The following is a 17,240-nucleotide window of genomic DNA, read 5'->3' on the forward strand; positions in this document are numbered from 1 at the left end:
ATATAACCTCTGTATTATTCTCTGATTTGTTTCTCCCTCTCCGATTTTATTACCGAGAGTTTGTTCTTCTTCTGCGAGTAAAGCAGAGCGTCCGCATGGCTGAGAAGTTCGCCTATCTCATCGTTGGAATTACACTTGAAAGGATATACGCCTACGCTGGCATGGACATAAAACTCCTTATCCCTGCCCTCATTTTTGTTGAACTCTGCCGATATCTCATCTATCCTGCTGCGTATCGCAGATGCGCTCAGGCTCTCACCTGACAGAACGCACACTACGAATTCATCTCCGCCCAGTCTGCCTATGACCTCACCGCCGCGGAATGCTGAGGAGAGTATCTTAGCGATACCGCGTATGGCAAAATCGCCTTCCTCATGACCGAAACGGTCATTTATCGTTTTAAGGCTGTCCAGGTCGGCGAATATCATCATTGCGCTGCAGCCTTCGTTCTCTTCGGAACGTATAAGCTTTCTCGCCGCCTCAAAGAAACCGCGCCTGTTCAGACAGCCCGTGAGTGCATCCTGCTTTGAAAGCTCGTCAAGCAGCTGATTGTTCTCACGTATCTCGATAAGGCTCTGATTCAGCTGTTTCTCGATGATCTTCTGATTTTTCATAACGACCACCATTTTAAGTGCGGCACATAGCTGGACCGTCAGCGGAGGCAGAAAACCGAAATACTGATGTTCCAGCTCGCATATCAGGAGACCGTAATGCTCCTCGTTGGTAAACAGCGGTACACATATCATCGTGCAGCGCCTGTCCTGATTAAAATACTTGTTTGTAAGCAGTTCATCAGGTGCAATACTTTGTTCCTCGGGAGGAAGCAGTTTAAGCTCTTTCAGATTGTTATAAGCTTTCAGCTTGATACAATCAGGATACTTCCATTCTTCACCCTTGTGATGCTCCACTATCTTTTCATATACATACAGATAGCTGGAAGTAACATGTATCCTGCTCATCTTGTCAACTACCGAGAGGAAAGCTCCATCTTCGTAAGCGTCAAAAGCCAGCATATCGCGGGTAACCATATTTGTCAATCTGGTCATCAGGATGTTGCTTCTCAGCTTCATATGATTGACCTTGATATTCTTCTCGGATATCAGCTTGTATAGCCTTATGAATATGCTGTTTAGCCTCAGCTGTTCGGTCTTGCTTTCAAGCGTACAGGCAAGTGCCGAGTGGATATACTCCATGGTGGAATACAGCGTTTCCAGATCGGTAAAGTCAAAGAAATCTTCTGTTATCGTGTCTTCAAGCTGTTCAAAGATATGGTAAGGATCAAAGTCGTTGTCCTGCTTTATCCTTTCCGTACTTGTACACAGTTCCTTTATAATATCAGCAAAGGTCTCACGGTATCTTATGGATGTATTGCTGAGCCTGTACCTGTTGAATATCGTTCTGCAAATATCATCAGCGTGCTCCGCGATCATTTTCGGATCGTTGTGGAGCGCATTCAGTTCCGCAGAAGCAGCATCTATACATCCACAGGAATTCCTGATTATTATCTTTGAAGAGATGGTCTCCTGCTGTATAGCACCGTCGTTGATGTAGTTCACAGCTTCTATAAGCGCATTGTAACCCAGCTCGGTGGAATCCATTGCCACAGTAGTAAGATGGGGAGTAAGGTCTGTCGCTGCAGGATCATCGTCAAATCCCGTAACGAGAATATCAGTACCCGGTCTGATCCCGCGTACCTCCATAGCCTTGTATCCGCCTATCGCCATCTGATCGTTTGAGAATACTATGGCGTCGAGGTCGGGGCATCTGTCAAGAAGCGCGCCGACTTCATTTTCCACGTGCCTTGAAAAATTGCCGTAAGCCACCTTGTTCTCATCATATTCGATGCCGTACTCAGTCAGTACTTCCTTGTATACCTCGAATCTTTCCACAGCGTCATCGCTGGTCATGGGTCCGCTGACGAATCCTATCTTGAAACAGCTGTGAGCTTCTATCAGATGCTTTATCACCTGTTTCAGACCTGTGCGGTTATCAACGGTTATGCATGGGTATCCGTTTATCTGTGAAGTAAGGGTTATTATCGGCACATCAGAAAATTGTTTGAGAAATTCTTCTCTGCGCTTTTTGTCAAGGTGACTTCCGATAGTACCTATAAGTACGAGAAGCGCATCAAAACTTTTGTCTTTTGCAAGTTCAAATACCGTGTTGTACTGATATTCGTAAGCTGTCCTTATCTTGTCAGCATACTGTGCATCAATATAACGTCCCGGAAGTATAAACATATCTACATCAAAATGCTGCGCTGCGATCATTGCCCCTTCACACACCGCGTTGTCAAATTCGTCTTCCGGATTACTTATCAGCAGCCCCACACGCAGTCTGCGTCTGCTGACAGTTTTTTCGCTCATAAAATACACTCCCCATTTAATGATCGCAGGTCTGAAAAGGTACACCCATCCATAACAGACCTATTTCTAAAAACTCCTTATTTTTACCCATAAGCTCTTTTCAGCCATCTCTTGCGGGCACCACACCGCTTTAGCTGAAAAGAGCATTCCTTCATTAGTCTATACGATCATATTATAGCCATACACGCTATACATTTATATGTATGTTTTTCTGACAGTCTGTTATCTCCAGACTTCCGTCGCGGCAGCCAAGGTCGAAACATTCCGCAGCAAGGAAATCTATATTTAGCTCTGTTTCTGTCAGTTCAACGAATCCGGCACCTGAACTGTCACCGATGCCTGATACTATACTGCCTTCGCAGTTGAGGTTAATTGCAGAATTCGATATCCTGCAGGCGCACTCACTGCCGCGTGTACCGATGTTGGTTATTTCTCTGCCTTTGATGTTTGAAGACAGTTCGCAGTTCCTGATATTTAAATCAGCAACACCGCCGTTTTTGGCACCAACAGCGCACATAGTATTGCCGCTTGCGGTGATAGCCAGCTTGACGTTTTCCACATCTATCCGTGTATTGCCGTCGATAGAGCCTATACCCGTCAGATTAGCCGAAGCCGCACCTATGGAAACAAAACATTCCTTGAGAGTGATATCGCTCCTGCCGATGGCACTGCCGATAGATATACTGTTCGCTCCGGCACAGCTTACCTCCATATTTCCCGAGAGTATATTTATACCATCTCGGCTGCTGCATTTTCCGCCGCCTATACCTACGCAGTTGTCTCCGCAGGCAGTGATGGTAAGTTCATCGTCCATCTGCAAGGTTATCTTGCCGTAAGTCAGGTCGAATTCATTTCCTATGCCAAAGCAGCTAACACTCTCTGGTATTATCGTCAGGCTTCCCGAACCTTCGAGGGTCAGCTCTGCTTTTTCGGGAACGAGTATACCTCCCTTGACGAGCCTGTTTTTACCGCTCACCCTGACTGTTACCTTGCTTCCGCAGCCCAGAGAGAGTCCGGGACGTCCCAGCGTGGATTCAATAGAAGCATTTCTCAGTCTCAGCCGACATTCAGCACCTTCTTTGACGGTGATAGGCATAATGGCAGATGGCATACCTGCCTCGCCTATGATCTCTACATCACGTCCGCTGATGAACACCCCTGTGTACTTTTCCTGTATCAGGTCCGAGAGCATTATTATTTCTTTTTCTTCCGATTCCGCATGGTATATCTTGCCCGCGTTTCCCTGTGCTTCAAGATGGTACTTGACTATCTCACTGCGTATCCTCTCGCTTATCTCATTGATGAAGAAAGGCTTGGGACGTGAGATGTAGAATCCCTGGAACAGATCAGCGTTCATGCCTGAAAGCACACGCAACTCTTCTGCGGTCTCAATACCCTCAGCCAGTACAAGATGACCGTTGGAGTGCATCATATCTATCAGCTGAGAAACTATGCTTCTCAGTTTAAGGTTGGTATCTATCCCTGATATCAGCGAATGATCCAGCTTGATGTACTGAGGGTCGTAGCGTATAAGTCTTGAAGTATTCGAGTATCCTGTACCGTAGTCGTCTATCGCCATCTCGACTTTCTGTTCTTTCAGTCTGTTTATGAGAAAATTCAGATTCTCGTCCGAGGTATCCGTCTGCTCGGTGAGCTCGATGACGACTTTTTCCATCAGCTCGCCGTAATCGGTCATAAGCTGTGTCCAGTCACTGTCACTTAGAAAACTGGAAGGTATCGCATTTATAAACAGCTTTCTCTTCTTGAAAAAGCTCTGGTTCTTGCTTAGCTGATCAAGCACATTGTACATGGTAGCGTGCTCGATATCGTAGAGCCTGTCATACTTCGATGCCATGTCGATTATCTGCAATGGGCTCAGCCCGAATTTTTTGTCAGTACGCATAAGTGCTTCGTAAGCGAATATGCTTCCGTCCTTTGCACTTACAATGGGCTGGAAATAATACGTAAATGAATTCCTATCCAGCACATGGAAGAAATTCTGCACCCTGCGGTAGTCGTTTTTCTGAAGCTCGTACACAGTGCTGGAAAAACTGCTGATAGTCCCGACACCGGAGCTGATAGCCTCATATAAGGCAAATGAAGCATAATGGAATTCCTTTACCGCCGCGTGTTCTTTTCTGCGGAAAGTTACATATCCGCCTGTAAAGGTCATGGAATGTTCCTTGCTTATCACAACGCCGAACTCGTCCGTAACGGGAGTATTTTTTACAGCCCTCTGTAAATTCTCTGCGAGCTCCTGAGGTTCTTTTACACCGTTTCTGACAAATACCCAGAATTTCATTCCAGAATGATATGCCAGCACAGTACCCTCCGGGCAGACCTTTTCCATGCTTTCCAGCGCACTTCTGACAAATGCTTTTTCGTCTCTGCCTTCATCGATGTGCTCCAGCTTTATAAGCATCAGGAATGCGTCTTCTCCCGCTTCTGTCATATGTTCAGCCAGCTGATTCTGATTCAGCAGGGGATACATTTCGCCGATAGCCAGAGGAACAGCTGTGTCGCGGCGCACAACAAAGCCGGCGATACAGTCCTCATCGTCAATATGGACTGTCATCACCTTGGATGGACTTGAAGATACCTCTGCGTCAAGGGCACACTCCAGCACATTCTGCAAAGCCTCATAGGAGAGATACTCTCTGTCCATGCCAAGCAGTCCCAGCGCATTATCATCAATATAATATTCGCGGCTGTCGTTCCACAGCACAAAAGCTCCTACACTATCAGTGCAGTGCATAAGCTCTTCCCACAGACTGCCCAGCATATGCTGCAGCTGTTCGCTTCTGTTTTCATTCATTGTGTGACCTTCTTTGCGGCTGAAAAGCCCCATATATTTTAGATTATTCCATGTTAAATTATATCAGATTCGTATTCAAAAGTCAACTATTCTAACTTTTGGCTCACTTGGCTTTTATTCAATACGGATAAGTGTCTATGACCGCCTTGTTCAGCCATTTTTGCTACATTTTCAAGACTTGCTGAGAGTCAGATATCAACATTGTCTCTGCGAAAACTTTGTGTTAACAATTGTTTTAAATTTTAATATGGTCATATTTTAGCAAAGATTAGACAAAAACGTACAACTTTTTCTTAATTATTCGATGTTTTGAAATAGATATATGAGATCACATTATTATGACAAAAAAAACACGGAGAGGAAAACCTCTCCGTGAAGTAAAATATCAGAGATAGAATACAAGCACAAAAATAAGTATGCCAACCAGTGCAATAAATCCGAATGCCTTCATCATCGAAGCAGAAAGGTTCTTTTCAGCATTTTTATACTTGATGTACTCCTTGATGGGGTCTTCATGGTATTCTCTCTTCAGTGAGTTGCCCACAGTAGGATTGAGCATATCGCCGATGTTGATATTCTTGTACTTTTCCTTGATGGCCTCAGCAGCGTGAGCTTCGTCAAATCTGTGGTAGCCGTAAGCAGAATCAAGATTTGAGTTGTCCTTCTTCTTCATATCGATGTCTTCCATCGTGATCTCGGGACCCTTGTTCTCACTTGTACCGCCGCCGTTAAGATATACGTGCTCGGTATCAACTTCCTTCATCATCTTGCTGGAACGGTTGGAACGCAGCAGCTTGATAAGTGTATCAGTGTACAGCTCGTCCTCTATCTCCTGTTCGGTCAGCAGCTGGTCGGTAGTTTCCTCGGTACGGGAATCAACTTCGTTTATCAGGTAAGTCAGCGAACGGTTGCTGATCTCACGCTCTTCAACGACTTCCTCTTCTTCAACATGACGATAGCCTTCAGGTGCAGTGAACTGCATATCGATCTTCTCATCTGCGATCTCAGAACCTGTGCCGTCAAGACCTGTGAGATTAACAGACTTACGCTTTGTTCCTGTCGCTATGCTGCCTTCGTCAACGATCCTGGCAGAAGTTGCTCCGATATTTGCAAAAGGATCGATCGCTTCGAGTGTTCTTTCACCGACATTTGCAGAGGGCAGATCATCAACTTCGGGACGGTAGGAAACAGGTCCCATATTCTCCTTTGGCTTCTTATATTCATCAGGAGTTGCATTGACAGTAAAGCTGCTTGCGATATCCTTGTCAGAAGGTATCTCGAATGCACCGGGAGTCTTGGGCTCTTCCTTTTTAATAATAGGCTTGCGTCTGGGTGCAAGACCATCGATGGCTTCAACGTGCTTGACAGGAATCTCTTCCTCAACAAGTGAGGTCTTGCTGGAAGAACTGCCTGATGTATTTGACTGACTGCTCTGGGAGCTTGCAGCCTGTGCAGCGATAGCATCATCAACAAGGCTTACCTTGTGTTCTTCCTGAGGCTTCTGCTGAGCAGGAGCAGCGGGCTTGACAGTATTGACAACAGGTCTTGCAGCAGGCTTGGGAGCTTCTTCACTCATGATCGTATCAGCAGTTATAGCCGAAGCGGAAGCTACGAAGCTGTGAGCTTCCTCGACCTTTGATGAAGCTGCGGAACTTGTGATATCTTTTGATGCGATCCTCAGCTTTGAACCTGTACCGTTAGCCTGACTGATGTTGGGCATGGGATATACCTTGTCAACATCGATCTTTGCAGCCTTGAGTATCTGAGTTGCAGAAGTGCATCTCATCGAACCTCTTACCATCTCTTTGAGAGGCAGGAGTATTATATCCTTGAAAGTAGCATGGAGCTCTGCGAGCATCTGATCGCTGCCTGCGGACATTACCGACTGCGGGAAACGATTGTCGAACAGACGCTTCCATTCACTCTGCTTGGAATCTATGAGCTTATCGATGTGCTTGGCGAGAAGTATCCACAGATGCGGATGCTCGAATCCTCTGTCATTGGTGATGAGCCACATATAGCATCTGATGAAAGCATCATAGCAGGTGATATCTTTCAGGTTCAGCAGCACATCATCTTCGGTGAGCGCCTGAGAAAAACAGCCGTCCGAGAATGCAAAGCAGCGGTAGCCGTTGCTGGCAAGCTTAGCATAAGCAGTCCTCAGTGTGATGTCATCTCTTTTAAAAGGCGGCAGTGCGGTAGGAAAATCAAAGTCAGTCTTATAATTTTCCGCATCTCCCATTGAGAGCAGCTTCTTGTAGGTAGCAGTCAGCTCCTCATCTTCCGCAGTAACGGGCAGACCCAATATTCTGAAAGGATTGCAGGCGAACAGCTCGTTAGCGGTAACTCCAAGTTTCTGGTTTGCCAAAGTGATTCCCCCTTAAAGGTATTTAAATGTAAAAATTATCTGGAAAAAGTTTTAAACGGTTAAAAGATTATACATTGCATCCGCATAATAAACTCTATACTATATCAAACCAATTATATCAAATAATCTTACATGATATATCGATAAAAATAAAACGTTTAGTGAACTAAGTGTGAATACAGGTAAATATAACTAAATTGTTCTCTGAAATTTATCTCAATTAGATGACAAAAAGTATTTGCATTTTTGTGCAGATTATAGTATAATGAATTTGTATAGATATTGTCCGCGGAACAGGCATTTGGTGCGGGTGATCATATCTGAACATTTTTACACTAGGGGGAAATATATAATGGCTCTATTCAATAAAAAGAAACCTGCTGCACCGTCGGCAGCACCTGCGGTTAAGCCCGTTAATCCTGATGACATCTGGAATACTCCGTCACCCAGACGCAAGCAGACCGTTACTGTTAAGGAGTCAAAGTATGATGAAGCTGTTCCCGAGACTCTTGAGGTAGAGAGCGTTGACCCTGAGATGATCAAGACCAAGATGGCTCAGCTTGAAGCAGAACTTGAAGAGAAGAAGAATCAGCCCGTCAAAACTCATGCAGACTATGGCACCAGCACGGTCGGCCGTGAAGAGATCGTTGATGCTCAGACCGAGTATGAGAAGCTCTATGAAGTTGAGCATGAGAAATATATAAGGTCACATCAGGAAGAGATAACCGAGGCTAAGGAGCAGGGCATAGCCGAGAAGATGGAAGCTATGTATGCCGAGCATGAAGCAAAGGTAGCTGAGGTTGAGAATACAAAGTTTGAGTTCAGCGAGGTCGGACAGGCTGAGGTGGATAAGAAACTTGTGGATCTTCCTTATGCGAAGCGCCCCGAGGATTATGCGGAATATAAGGATATCGCTGCTGTTGCATCAGAACCTGATGAAGCTGAGATCGAGAAGCTGGGTGTTATCGACCATAGTGACGATCCCGATAATATCGGATTTGTCGATGAAGAATTCCTTGCTAAAAAAGTCGAGGAATTTGAGGCAAAATATGGTGACCGCAGGTAAGGTCAGGGCAAATGTTTTTTCTAGGAGCGATAGGTTTTGAACATCAACACGGACAACCCTATAATCAAGTATTCTGAAGCAGGAAAGGAATTTCCATATGATAAACTTTTCTATTCAACGGTAAATGATTATATTATGGAGTATAAGAACGCACGTCTTGAAAAGCTGACAGATCATGACGCTTCGGTGTGCCTGGCAAGGATAATCAGGCGAATGGAAGTCAATGGTGTACCTGTTCAGCAGTATTTTAAAGAGGAACTTGATGCGTGGAAAGATGCTTCCAACTATACAAGAGTTCTCAGACTTTGTGATCTTATGGCAAGAGATATCTTCTGCTGTTTTGATAAGAACAGGGTCGATGAGAACGGGAATTTTGAAAAGGTAAACAGATTCTACTGCGTAAATACAGATGGAAAACGCGATTTCTTCACACTGGACGAAGTTAAGAAGGCTTCGCTGTTCAAGAAGACAAGAACTCCCGAGAGTGAGTATTTTATGGATCTTCAGAAGAGATTTGACGCAGGTCTGCTGCCGAAGTCAAAGGAAGAAGAAAAAAAGTTTTACGGCTATGCCGAATGATAAACAAGAGAGGAAAGTGGAAATGGTTAAAATAGAAATGGAAAACGGTAAGGAGATACTTATCGAACTTTATCCCGAGAAGGCACCGATCACAGTTGCAAATTTTGAAAAGCTTGTAAAGCAGGGCTTTTATGATGGTCTGATATTCCACAGAGTTATCAAGGGCTTCATGATCCAGGGCGGCGATCCCGAGGGTACCGGCATGGGCGGCTCTGATGAGAAGATCAAGGGTGAATTTGCAAGAAACGGCGTTAATAACGATCTCAAGCACACAAGAGGCGTTATCTCAATGGCAAGATCTATGATGCCCAACTCCGCAAGCTCACAGTTCTTCATCATGCATGAAGATGCACCCCACCTTGACGGTGACTATGCAGCTTTCGGCAAGGTAGTAAAAGGTATCGAGGTAGTTGATGAGATCGCTGATGTTCAGGTAGATTTCAACGATAAGCCTCTGGAACCCCAGGTGATGAAGAAAGTCACCTTAGTTGACTGATAATTAACAATTTTAAAGCAGATGCCTCTGTATTACAAAAATATAGAGGTTTTTGCTGTGTATAGCGAAAAAATATATCTCGGGAGTGGAAAAAATGTTTATAAAAAGGTTTGCTGCGGTCATTGCCGCGGCTCTGGCGGTGACTGCTTCAGTTCCTGCGGTTCATGCGGAATACGGTTATGATCCGACATATGATTACAATACTTACGATTATAACAGTTATGATTATAATAATTATGATTATAATTACGATTACAGCTATGACAACGGCGGATATGAGGAGACCACAACTACCACAGCTCCTGATCCCGGCTTTGATCCAGCGCAGTCAGCGGGAAATGAAGTCACAGCCATGGAGAACAAGGCTACTACTCTTGTTCCCGATAAGCCCACATCTGCGCCTTCAAAGGTCTATCTTAAACCGGGTGAAATCAAGGACGGCAAAGTTTCTGCAGAACTGAGGATAGAGGCTGATACTACTGTATCAAGTGCGCTGATGTCGGTTACATTCGATACTGCGCTTTTACAGCTGGAAAGCACACAGATAAATCCCGAAGCAGGCGGCAAGGTGGCTGAGAACAGCTTCAACGGCAAGTATGTTTTCAATTATACAAATGATTCCGGCAGCAAATTTCAGGGAAATTATGTTACACTGAATTTCAAAGTGCTGGATAAGGATATGGTCTCCACCACACTGTTCCTTACTGTTACCACACTTGATAACAAGACAGGTATACCGATATCATATTCGGTTGAGAACGGTATAATCGCAAATCCCGATGCACCCGGTTACAGTGGCGAGGAAACACAGGCTCCAAAACTCAACAAGCTGGTAAGAGTTCAGAAGAGTGTCGGTCAGGCTCCGCCCTCGAAGATGGGTATCGAGGATTACAGGAACATTGTTGTTGCTGATGAGAGCATAGTTAAATTTGAAGACGGCGTTTTCAAGATGCTGGCTGCGGGTGAGACTTCTTTTGATGTAGTATTCAACAATGACGAGATTGAAACTTATGATATCGTGATCATCGATGATACCATAGTTACCGACGGACAGGACAGAACAGTATCCATAGCTGATAATAACGGCGGCGGTGTTGACAAGACTGTCCGCAACCTGTTCATCATAATTGCTATCGCGCTTACTGCAGTAATAATCGCTATTGAGTATCTTGTTATAATGAAGCCCACAAGCAAGCGTCGTAAGAAGCTTGCAGCGGCAGAAGCTTTCTTTGAGAGAGAAGAACAGGAAGATGACGATGATGACGAAGAGGAAATGCGTGAAGACCTGAAAAAGGCTTTTGCAGCACGTGATGCCCGACGCAGATCGCTCCGCGGTGAAGAATTGCCTGAGAATGAAGAAGATGATTCTGCCGAGGCGAATTCTGAAGACAAAGCAGATGCAGAGACTTCAGAAGATTCTGAGAATGTTGACGAAGAATAATTTTTCATGATTTTTACAAGACAGCTGTACTGTTGTGCGGCTGTCTTTTTGTGTGATACATTTGCGAGTATATCAATATGTATCTCGGCAGAAATTTTATATTTATGTGAATTTTTTTGAGAAACGCTTGCGAACGTTGACAGGGGAGTTGAAACGTGGTATAATCGTTGTACTGTTCTGAATTTTGGGAAATTTGGATGGAAAGATAGTTACATAAAATGTTGTGTCGGGAAAAGCCCGCACACTCGGATAAATATTATTGGGAGGGCAAGATATGCCTAAAAAGGTCATTACAGATCATTCAACCGGTGAGAGAAAATGTCGCTGTTTCAAGAGATGCGGCGGGTGTCAGCTTAGTGAGAGTTACAGCGAACAGTTAGCGAGAAAGCAGGAGAAAGCCGCACGGATGCTTTCGGGATTCGGAAAAGTCGAGAATATCATTCCGATGGAAGTGCCTTATAATTACAGGTGCAAGGTACAGACGGTATTTGCAACGGACAGCTCAAAACGGATAATTTCCGGTGTTTATCAGTCAAATGCCAGAAAAATGGTGGCAGTGGACGACTGTATGCTTGAAGCCGAGGTAGCTTCGCCTATCGTTCAGACTATCAAGGTTCTGATGAAAGATATGCGCATAAGACCATATGACCTCAGGACGGGTGAGGGATTGCTCAGGCACACGCTGATACGTACTTCTTTCAGCACTGGACAGGTCATGGTGGTGCTTGTTACGGTTTCACCGATGCTGCCTGCAAAGAATAATTTTGTCAAGGCACTGGTAAAGGCTCACCCCGAGATTACTACGATAGTTCACAATATCTGCCCGAATGGTATGCCGCTGACGCTTGGTGAAAGGAGCGTTGTTCTTTACGGCAAGGGCTATATTGAGGACGAGCTTTGCGGGTGCAGATTCAGGATTTCCCCTGCATCGTTCTATCAGGTTAATCCGATACAGACCGAAAAATTGTACAGCTTTGCTGTTGAAGCGGCAGGTATCCGCAAGGGCGTGAAAGTTATTGATGCTTACTGCGGAACAGGTACCATAGGTATCATCTGTGCGAAGAACGGCGCAGAAGTTACGGGCGTGGAGCTGAACAAGTCTGCTTGCAGGGACGCTAAAGTAAATGCAGAATTGAATGGTCTTGACAACATCAGTTTCTTTAATGACGATGCGGGTAAATTCATGCAGGCTATGGCTTCACGAGGGGATAGCTTTGATGTTCTGGTCATGGACCCTCCGAGGGCAGGTGCCAGCCGTGAATTTATCGGTTGTGCGGTAAAGCTTGCACCTGAGAAGATAGTATATGTTTCATGCAGTATCGAAACTCTTGAGCGTGATCTAAGGATATTCAAGAAAGAGGGATACAGAGCGACGTTCATTCAGCCTGTGGATATGTTCCCGCATACTATGGGCATCGAGAATGTTGTCTGTCTTGAAAAGTTCGAGAAGCCTGCCGAAAAGGCGCCAGAGAAAGTTACAGTACAGGAAAAACAGGTATTTCTGAAACCGAGAGGAAGATCTGTCAGAAAACCTGTAAACAAAGGTACCCGACGCAGAAAATGACATATTTTGTCGGGTTTTTCAATTAATAATGCATATTCGGGTATATCGGAAATGGTGGATCCGAATTTTGTATAATCTATGTATTTGTCGCATATTTGGTTGACATTGGTCCATATTTATGGTATAATAATATTGAATAAATGCGTTATTTTTGCGCATAAGTTATCCCTGAACAGGAGGATATTTGATGAACAGTAAGATCGAAGCTTTGGTAGCAAATATAGAGAAAGTCATCGTCGGAAAGCAGGAAACAGTGCTTAAAATCGTAACTGCAATGCTTTGCGGCGGTCATGTGCTGATAGAGGACGTTCCCGGCGTTGGTAAAACGCAGCTCGTGTCTGCGCTGGCAAGGTCGGTAGCGGGCAAATTCAACCGTATACAGCTTACCCCCGACGTTATGCCCTCGGATATCGTCGGTTTTTCGATGATAAATCAGGTGACAAGGGAACTTGAATACAAAGAGGGCGCTGCTATGTGCAACTTCCTGCTGGCGGACGAGATAAACCGTGCTTCGCCGAAATCGCAGTCCAGTTTGCTGGAGATAATGGAAGAACATCAGATCTCCATTGACGGTGTTACCCATAGTCTGCCTGTGCCTTTTATGACACTGGCGACACAGAACCCTGTTGAGACCTACGGTACTTATCATCTGCCCGAGGCACAGATGGATAGATTCATAATGAAGATATCCATGGGGTATCCCGATTATGAGGACGAGCTTCGCATCATGTCCAATGGTGAGAAGCTTATTTCAGCTAAAGACCTGAGAGCGGTAATGTCCACCGATGATATCGCGGTGCTTATGGAAGAAGCACAGAAAGTGGCCACTGCTCCAAGCATCAGAAAATATATACTTGATATCGTTACAGCTACGAGAAATTCGGAGTTTATAAGGCTGGGTGTTTCGCCCCGTGGCTCGATCGCAATGCTAAGGGCAGTAAAGTCCTATGCATACGTTATGGGCAGAAGTTATGTCATACCCGATGATGTGAAGTCGGTAATGGTTGAGGTGCTTGCTCACAGACTTATGCTTTCGCCCAAGGGCAAATCGAATTTTGAAGATAACGGCGCTGCACTTAAAGCTGTGGCGATGACGGTACAAAGTCCTACTACTGCGGAGTGATCAGATTGGAGACTGTAAAAAACCTGATAAGCTTTCTGGCGTGTCTGGCATTGTCGGTCGGACTGGGCTATATGATAAGCGGCAGCGGAGGAATATTCATCGCGGTGCTGCTTATAATGGCACTTATTACATCGCTGCTGATGCTGGCTTTATCTCATACTTCCATAGATATATCTATGGGATTATCGGGTAATATAGTCAACAAGGGCGATAAGTTGACTGCCAGACTGGATTTCAATAAAAAGTTCTTTTTCCCAAGCACATTTATTGAGGTGACGCTGTCAGTGACCCCGAATATTGAGGGCGGGGACGGTTCGCTGGCGTACAGGTTCATATGTACGGGATTGCGGGGGGACAGTATTGAGATACCGCTGAAAGCAATTCTTTGCGGCGGAGCTGAGGTATCGGTAGATAGCATATCTTTCACCGATTACCTTGGTCTGTTCAGCATGAAAAAGAAGACACTTCCCGAAAAATGCAAGGTGAAGATACTTCCGAGGATACCTGATACAGGTTCCCAGAACGAGGTGCTGAGGTCGGTATCCCAGAATATATCCTTTGACGACAGTGATGAAGAATCAAACGAGACTTCATCTGCACTGACAGGCGTTCCGGGCTATGAGCACAGGAGTTATGTTCCCGGAGACCCGCTGAAGAGGGTCAACTGGAAGCTTAGCTCAAAAAAGGATCAGCTGATGGTAAGGCTTGATGAGAAGGTGACTTCATCCAGCCAGATATTCAGAATGGATCTGCCGACAAGTCCGACACCCGACCTGATAAGCTATACCATGATGGATATCACGATAGAAGGCTCACTGGCCATGCTTTCGATGCTGATAAGGTCCGGGTATGAGAGTGAGTACAACTATTTCATTGACGGAAAATGGGAAATGGCTGAGATCGCTGATGAGGCATCGCTGATACAGCTTCAGGAGAGGCTGGCAGGTATAATGCCTTATCCTGATGAAAACAGGATGGTCGATCACGAGATAAACGAAAAGGGTAAGGCGATGATATGCTTTACTTCATGCACAGGGCAGATGACTGCCCAGCTGACTGAACTTATGGAGAACTTTGAAGGTACTCTGGTCGTTGTCAAAGAGAGCGGTCTGGGTGCTGTAAGGAACGATATGTGGACAGTCAGCCGTGAATTTGAATTTGAGAAACTGACATAAGGGGGCGTGGGCCATGACTGATAAAAAAGAACCGCTTAAATGGCTCTATGCTTCCGCAGCAAAGTATTTTCTTCCGCTTCTGCTTGGTGCAGTCGTGATGAATGTCATATTCGGAACTTACTACGATTATTTTGTTAAGGCTGTTACAGCGGGTTTTGTAGTATACGAATGTGTTCTTTTCTGGTTTTTTGAAAAGATAAAGAAGCGGAAGGGCTGGCGTTTCTTTATTTATACCGCACTTGGACTTGTGATACTTGTGCTTTCTGGATGGCTGATAGGCAACGGCTGGCAGGAAACGGGTGTCAGCTTTATTGACTGGTTTTATGTGAACTCCCAGGAAGTTGGTTCGGTAACTTACTACAATGCTTTTATTTTTGTAGGTATGGGATTTTTCATCATATCCATACTTTACTATTTTACCGTTTACAGGTTCAGGATATTCGGTGTTATGCTGACGACCATGTTTCCGTTTGTGATCTATGGTAAACGTGCGCAGAACATTAACACCCTCAGCCAGACATTCATGATGACTGTCTTCCTGGCGATGATGATCCATCAGAAGAGAGTGGCTGACGATTATACCGAAAAGCAGAAGCGAAACATTATAATGAACCGATCCTACGCTATCGGTATATCGCTGTTCGTTACTTTTGTTGGTGCGATTACCATGCTTATTCCGAAGCCTGCTTACAAGTCGCAGCTTGAAGCGAACAAAGGCGTTTTCAAGTACTATCTGAACTCCAACACTACTGACTATGATGACCTGAATGATGTATCGTCTCCAAGATTCGGTGCTGATTCCACAGGTGAGATACTGTTTACTATTGATGACCCTAAGGATATTGATGCAATATATATGCGCAGGCAATCCTTTGATCTGTTCAGAGCGGATCAGTGGGTGCTTAGGGATGAATACAGGGATTGGTACGGTGCTGAGGACGGTACCGATAACATAGTCAATTCTCCGTTGTATATGCATAAGCTTCTAAAGTCCATGGCAGCTACCGGAAGGTATGAGGATCTGGGACTTACAGAAGATCTGTTCGGTAACGAATACAAGAGAAAGGCATGGCTTAACCTTTCGGGCTCGACTTACAGCCCCAGCTATATTCCCGCTCCCTTAATGGCAGATACGGAAAGCCTTGACTACGGTTTCAGAAATGTTCACGGTGAGTTCTATTACAAGAACAGGTATTCTTCTGCTTACGGTGGCCTTGGGGTCAGCTATGGCTGTGTTGCCGAGGAAAGTGATGAGTATGCTTACGTGGGAGGACTGCCTTTCAGTTGGGAAAGCTTTGAGAAGCTGATGACCAGAGGTGTATACTATGGTGATGTCAGCCCCGAGGATTACTCGCAGATACTGAGTATCTTTGATCGCTACACTGAAAAGGGCGGTGTGACTGAGCGTATCGATAAGCTTGCCAAGGACATAACAAAGGATTGCAAGACTGATTTTGAAAAATGCTCGGCTATAGTTGATTATTTCGAGGATAACGGTTATATCTACGACCTTGAATATATACCCGATGATGAATCTATCGATTATTTCCTTTTTGAGAGCAAGACAGGCGTATGTACCAGCTATGCGACGTCGATGGTGCTGATGGCGAGGGCACTGGATATCCCGACGAGATATGTTGAGGGCTTTGCAGCGTACGAAAGAAATGATGATGGCGATATAGTTGTCCGTGACAGCCATGCTCATGCTTTCGTTGAAGCATATATCCCCGGTGCAGGCTGGGTGACATTTGATCCGACAGTTCCCGATTACAGGGGTGTAGAGAACTACAACAATAATAACGCGGCGAACGTTATCAGGACTTTCATGGATTATTTCAGCAAGATAGCATTGTTCCTGGGTGTTGTGTTCGTGCTTGTGTTCGTGATATTCTTAGACAGGATCATTGAGTTCTTCTTCCGTATAAGGATGAAGTTCCGCAAGACAACTCAGGAAAAATCTATGGCTTTGTATGAACGTATCGTTCGTCTGCTGGAGATATCATCGGACAAGGACAAACATATTCGCGGAATGACACCGGGTGAGATACTGGCTATGGGCACCGAGAGGGGTGCTGAGATAAGCAGGGCTGTCAGCCTGTTCGAGCAGGTATGCTTCGGTGGATATAAACCTGCGGATGTTGAGTTCGAGGCAGCGTACAGCTGTTACAAGCAGAGCTGGAAGGCTCTTGCCGGCAAGAACAAAGCTAAGACAGGGAACATTTCCGGTATGAAAAACGGCATATAAGC

General features: G+C 45.1%; 11 protein-coding genes. 8 read left to right on the forward strand and 3 right to left on the reverse strand.

What is annotated here, in order from left to right; translation table 11 throughout:
* Nucleotides 1-14: 14 nt before the first annotated feature.
* The 3 genes from N773_RS0102695 to N773_RS0102705 form a co-directional block, all read right to left on the reverse strand.
* Nucleotides 15-2,366, reverse strand: a complete 2,352-nt coding sequence (locus N773_RS0102695) for a diguanylate cyclase (protein ID WP_024856324.1) — start codon at nucleotides 2,364-2,366, stop codon at nucleotides 15-17.
* A 187-nt stretch (nucleotides 2,367-2,553) separates the two neighbouring features.
* Nucleotides 2,554-5,181 (reverse strand): EAL domain-containing protein, encoded by a 2,628-nt coding sequence (locus N773_RS0102700; protein ID WP_024856325.1) that lies wholly within the window; start codon nucleotides 5,179-5,181, stop codon nucleotides 2,554-2,556.
* Nucleotides 5,182-5,566: 385 nt separating this feature from the next.
* Entirely contained in the window at nucleotides 5,567-7,549 is a 1,983-nt protein-coding gene (locus N773_RS0102705) for a hypothetical protein (RefSeq protein WP_024856326.1), read from the reverse strand.
* A 352-nt stretch (nucleotides 7,550-7,901) separates the two neighbouring features.
* Between N773_RS0102705 and N773_RS0102710 the strand changes: the two genes are divergently transcribed.
* From N773_RS0102710 to N773_RS0102745, 8 genes are all read left to right on the forward strand, one after another.
* Entirely contained in the window at nucleotides 7,902-8,615 is a 714-nt protein-coding gene (locus tag N773_RS0102710) for a hypothetical protein (RefSeq protein WP_024856327.1), read from the forward strand.
* Nucleotides 8,616-8,651: 36 nt separating this feature from the next.
* A complete protein-coding gene (locus tag N773_RS0102715) occupies nucleotides 8,652-9,194 on the forward strand; it encodes a hypothetical protein (RefSeq protein ID WP_024856328.1) in 543 nt (180 codons plus the stop codon).
* Between the two features lie 22 nt (nucleotides 9,195-9,216).
* Nucleotides 9,217-9,690 carry a peptidylprolyl isomerase gene (locus tag N773_RS0102720; protein ID WP_024856329.1) on the forward strand — a complete coding sequence of 158 codons (474 nt, stop codon included), beginning with the start codon at nucleotides 9,217-9,219 and terminating at the stop codon, nucleotides 9,688-9,690.
* Nucleotides 9,691-9,784: 94 nt separating this feature from the next.
* The gene (locus tag N773_RS0102725) at nucleotides 9,785-11,131 is read left to right on the forward strand and encodes a hypothetical protein (protein ID WP_024856330.1); all 1,347 of its coding nucleotides are present in this window, start codon (nucleotides 9,785-9,787) and stop codon (nucleotides 11,129-11,131) included.
* Nucleotides 11,132-11,405: 274 nt separating this feature from the next.
* Nucleotides 11,406-12,695, forward strand: a complete 1,290-nt coding sequence (rlmD, locus tag N773_RS0102730) for a 23S rRNA (uracil(1939)-C(5))-methyltransferase RlmD (RefSeq protein ID WP_024856331.1) — start codon at nucleotides 11,406-11,408, stop codon at nucleotides 12,693-12,695.
* Between the two features lie 187 nt (nucleotides 12,696-12,882).
* Nucleotides 12,883-13,818 carry an AAA family ATPase gene (locus N773_RS0102735; protein ID WP_024856332.1) on the forward strand — a complete coding sequence of 312 codons (936 nt, stop codon included), beginning with the start codon at nucleotides 12,883-12,885 and terminating at the stop codon, nucleotides 13,816-13,818.
* A 5-nt stretch (nucleotides 13,819-13,823) separates the two neighbouring features.
* Entirely contained in the window at nucleotides 13,824-14,993 is a 1,170-nt protein-coding gene (locus N773_RS0102740) for a DUF58 domain-containing protein (RefSeq protein ID WP_024856333.1), read from the forward strand.
* Nucleotides 14,994-15,006: 13 nt separating this feature from the next.
* Entirely contained in the window at nucleotides 15,007-17,238 is a 2,232-nt protein-coding gene (locus N773_RS0102745) for a DUF4129 domain-containing transglutaminase family protein (RefSeq protein WP_024856334.1), read from the forward strand.
* Nucleotides 17,239-17,240: the final 2 nt, after the last annotated feature.

The sequence above is a fragment of the Ruminococcus albus AD2013 genome (genome assembly GCF_000526775.1).
Classification (GTDB): Bacteria; Bacillota; Clostridia; order Oscillospirales; family Ruminococcaceae; genus Hominimerdicola; species Hominimerdicola alba_A.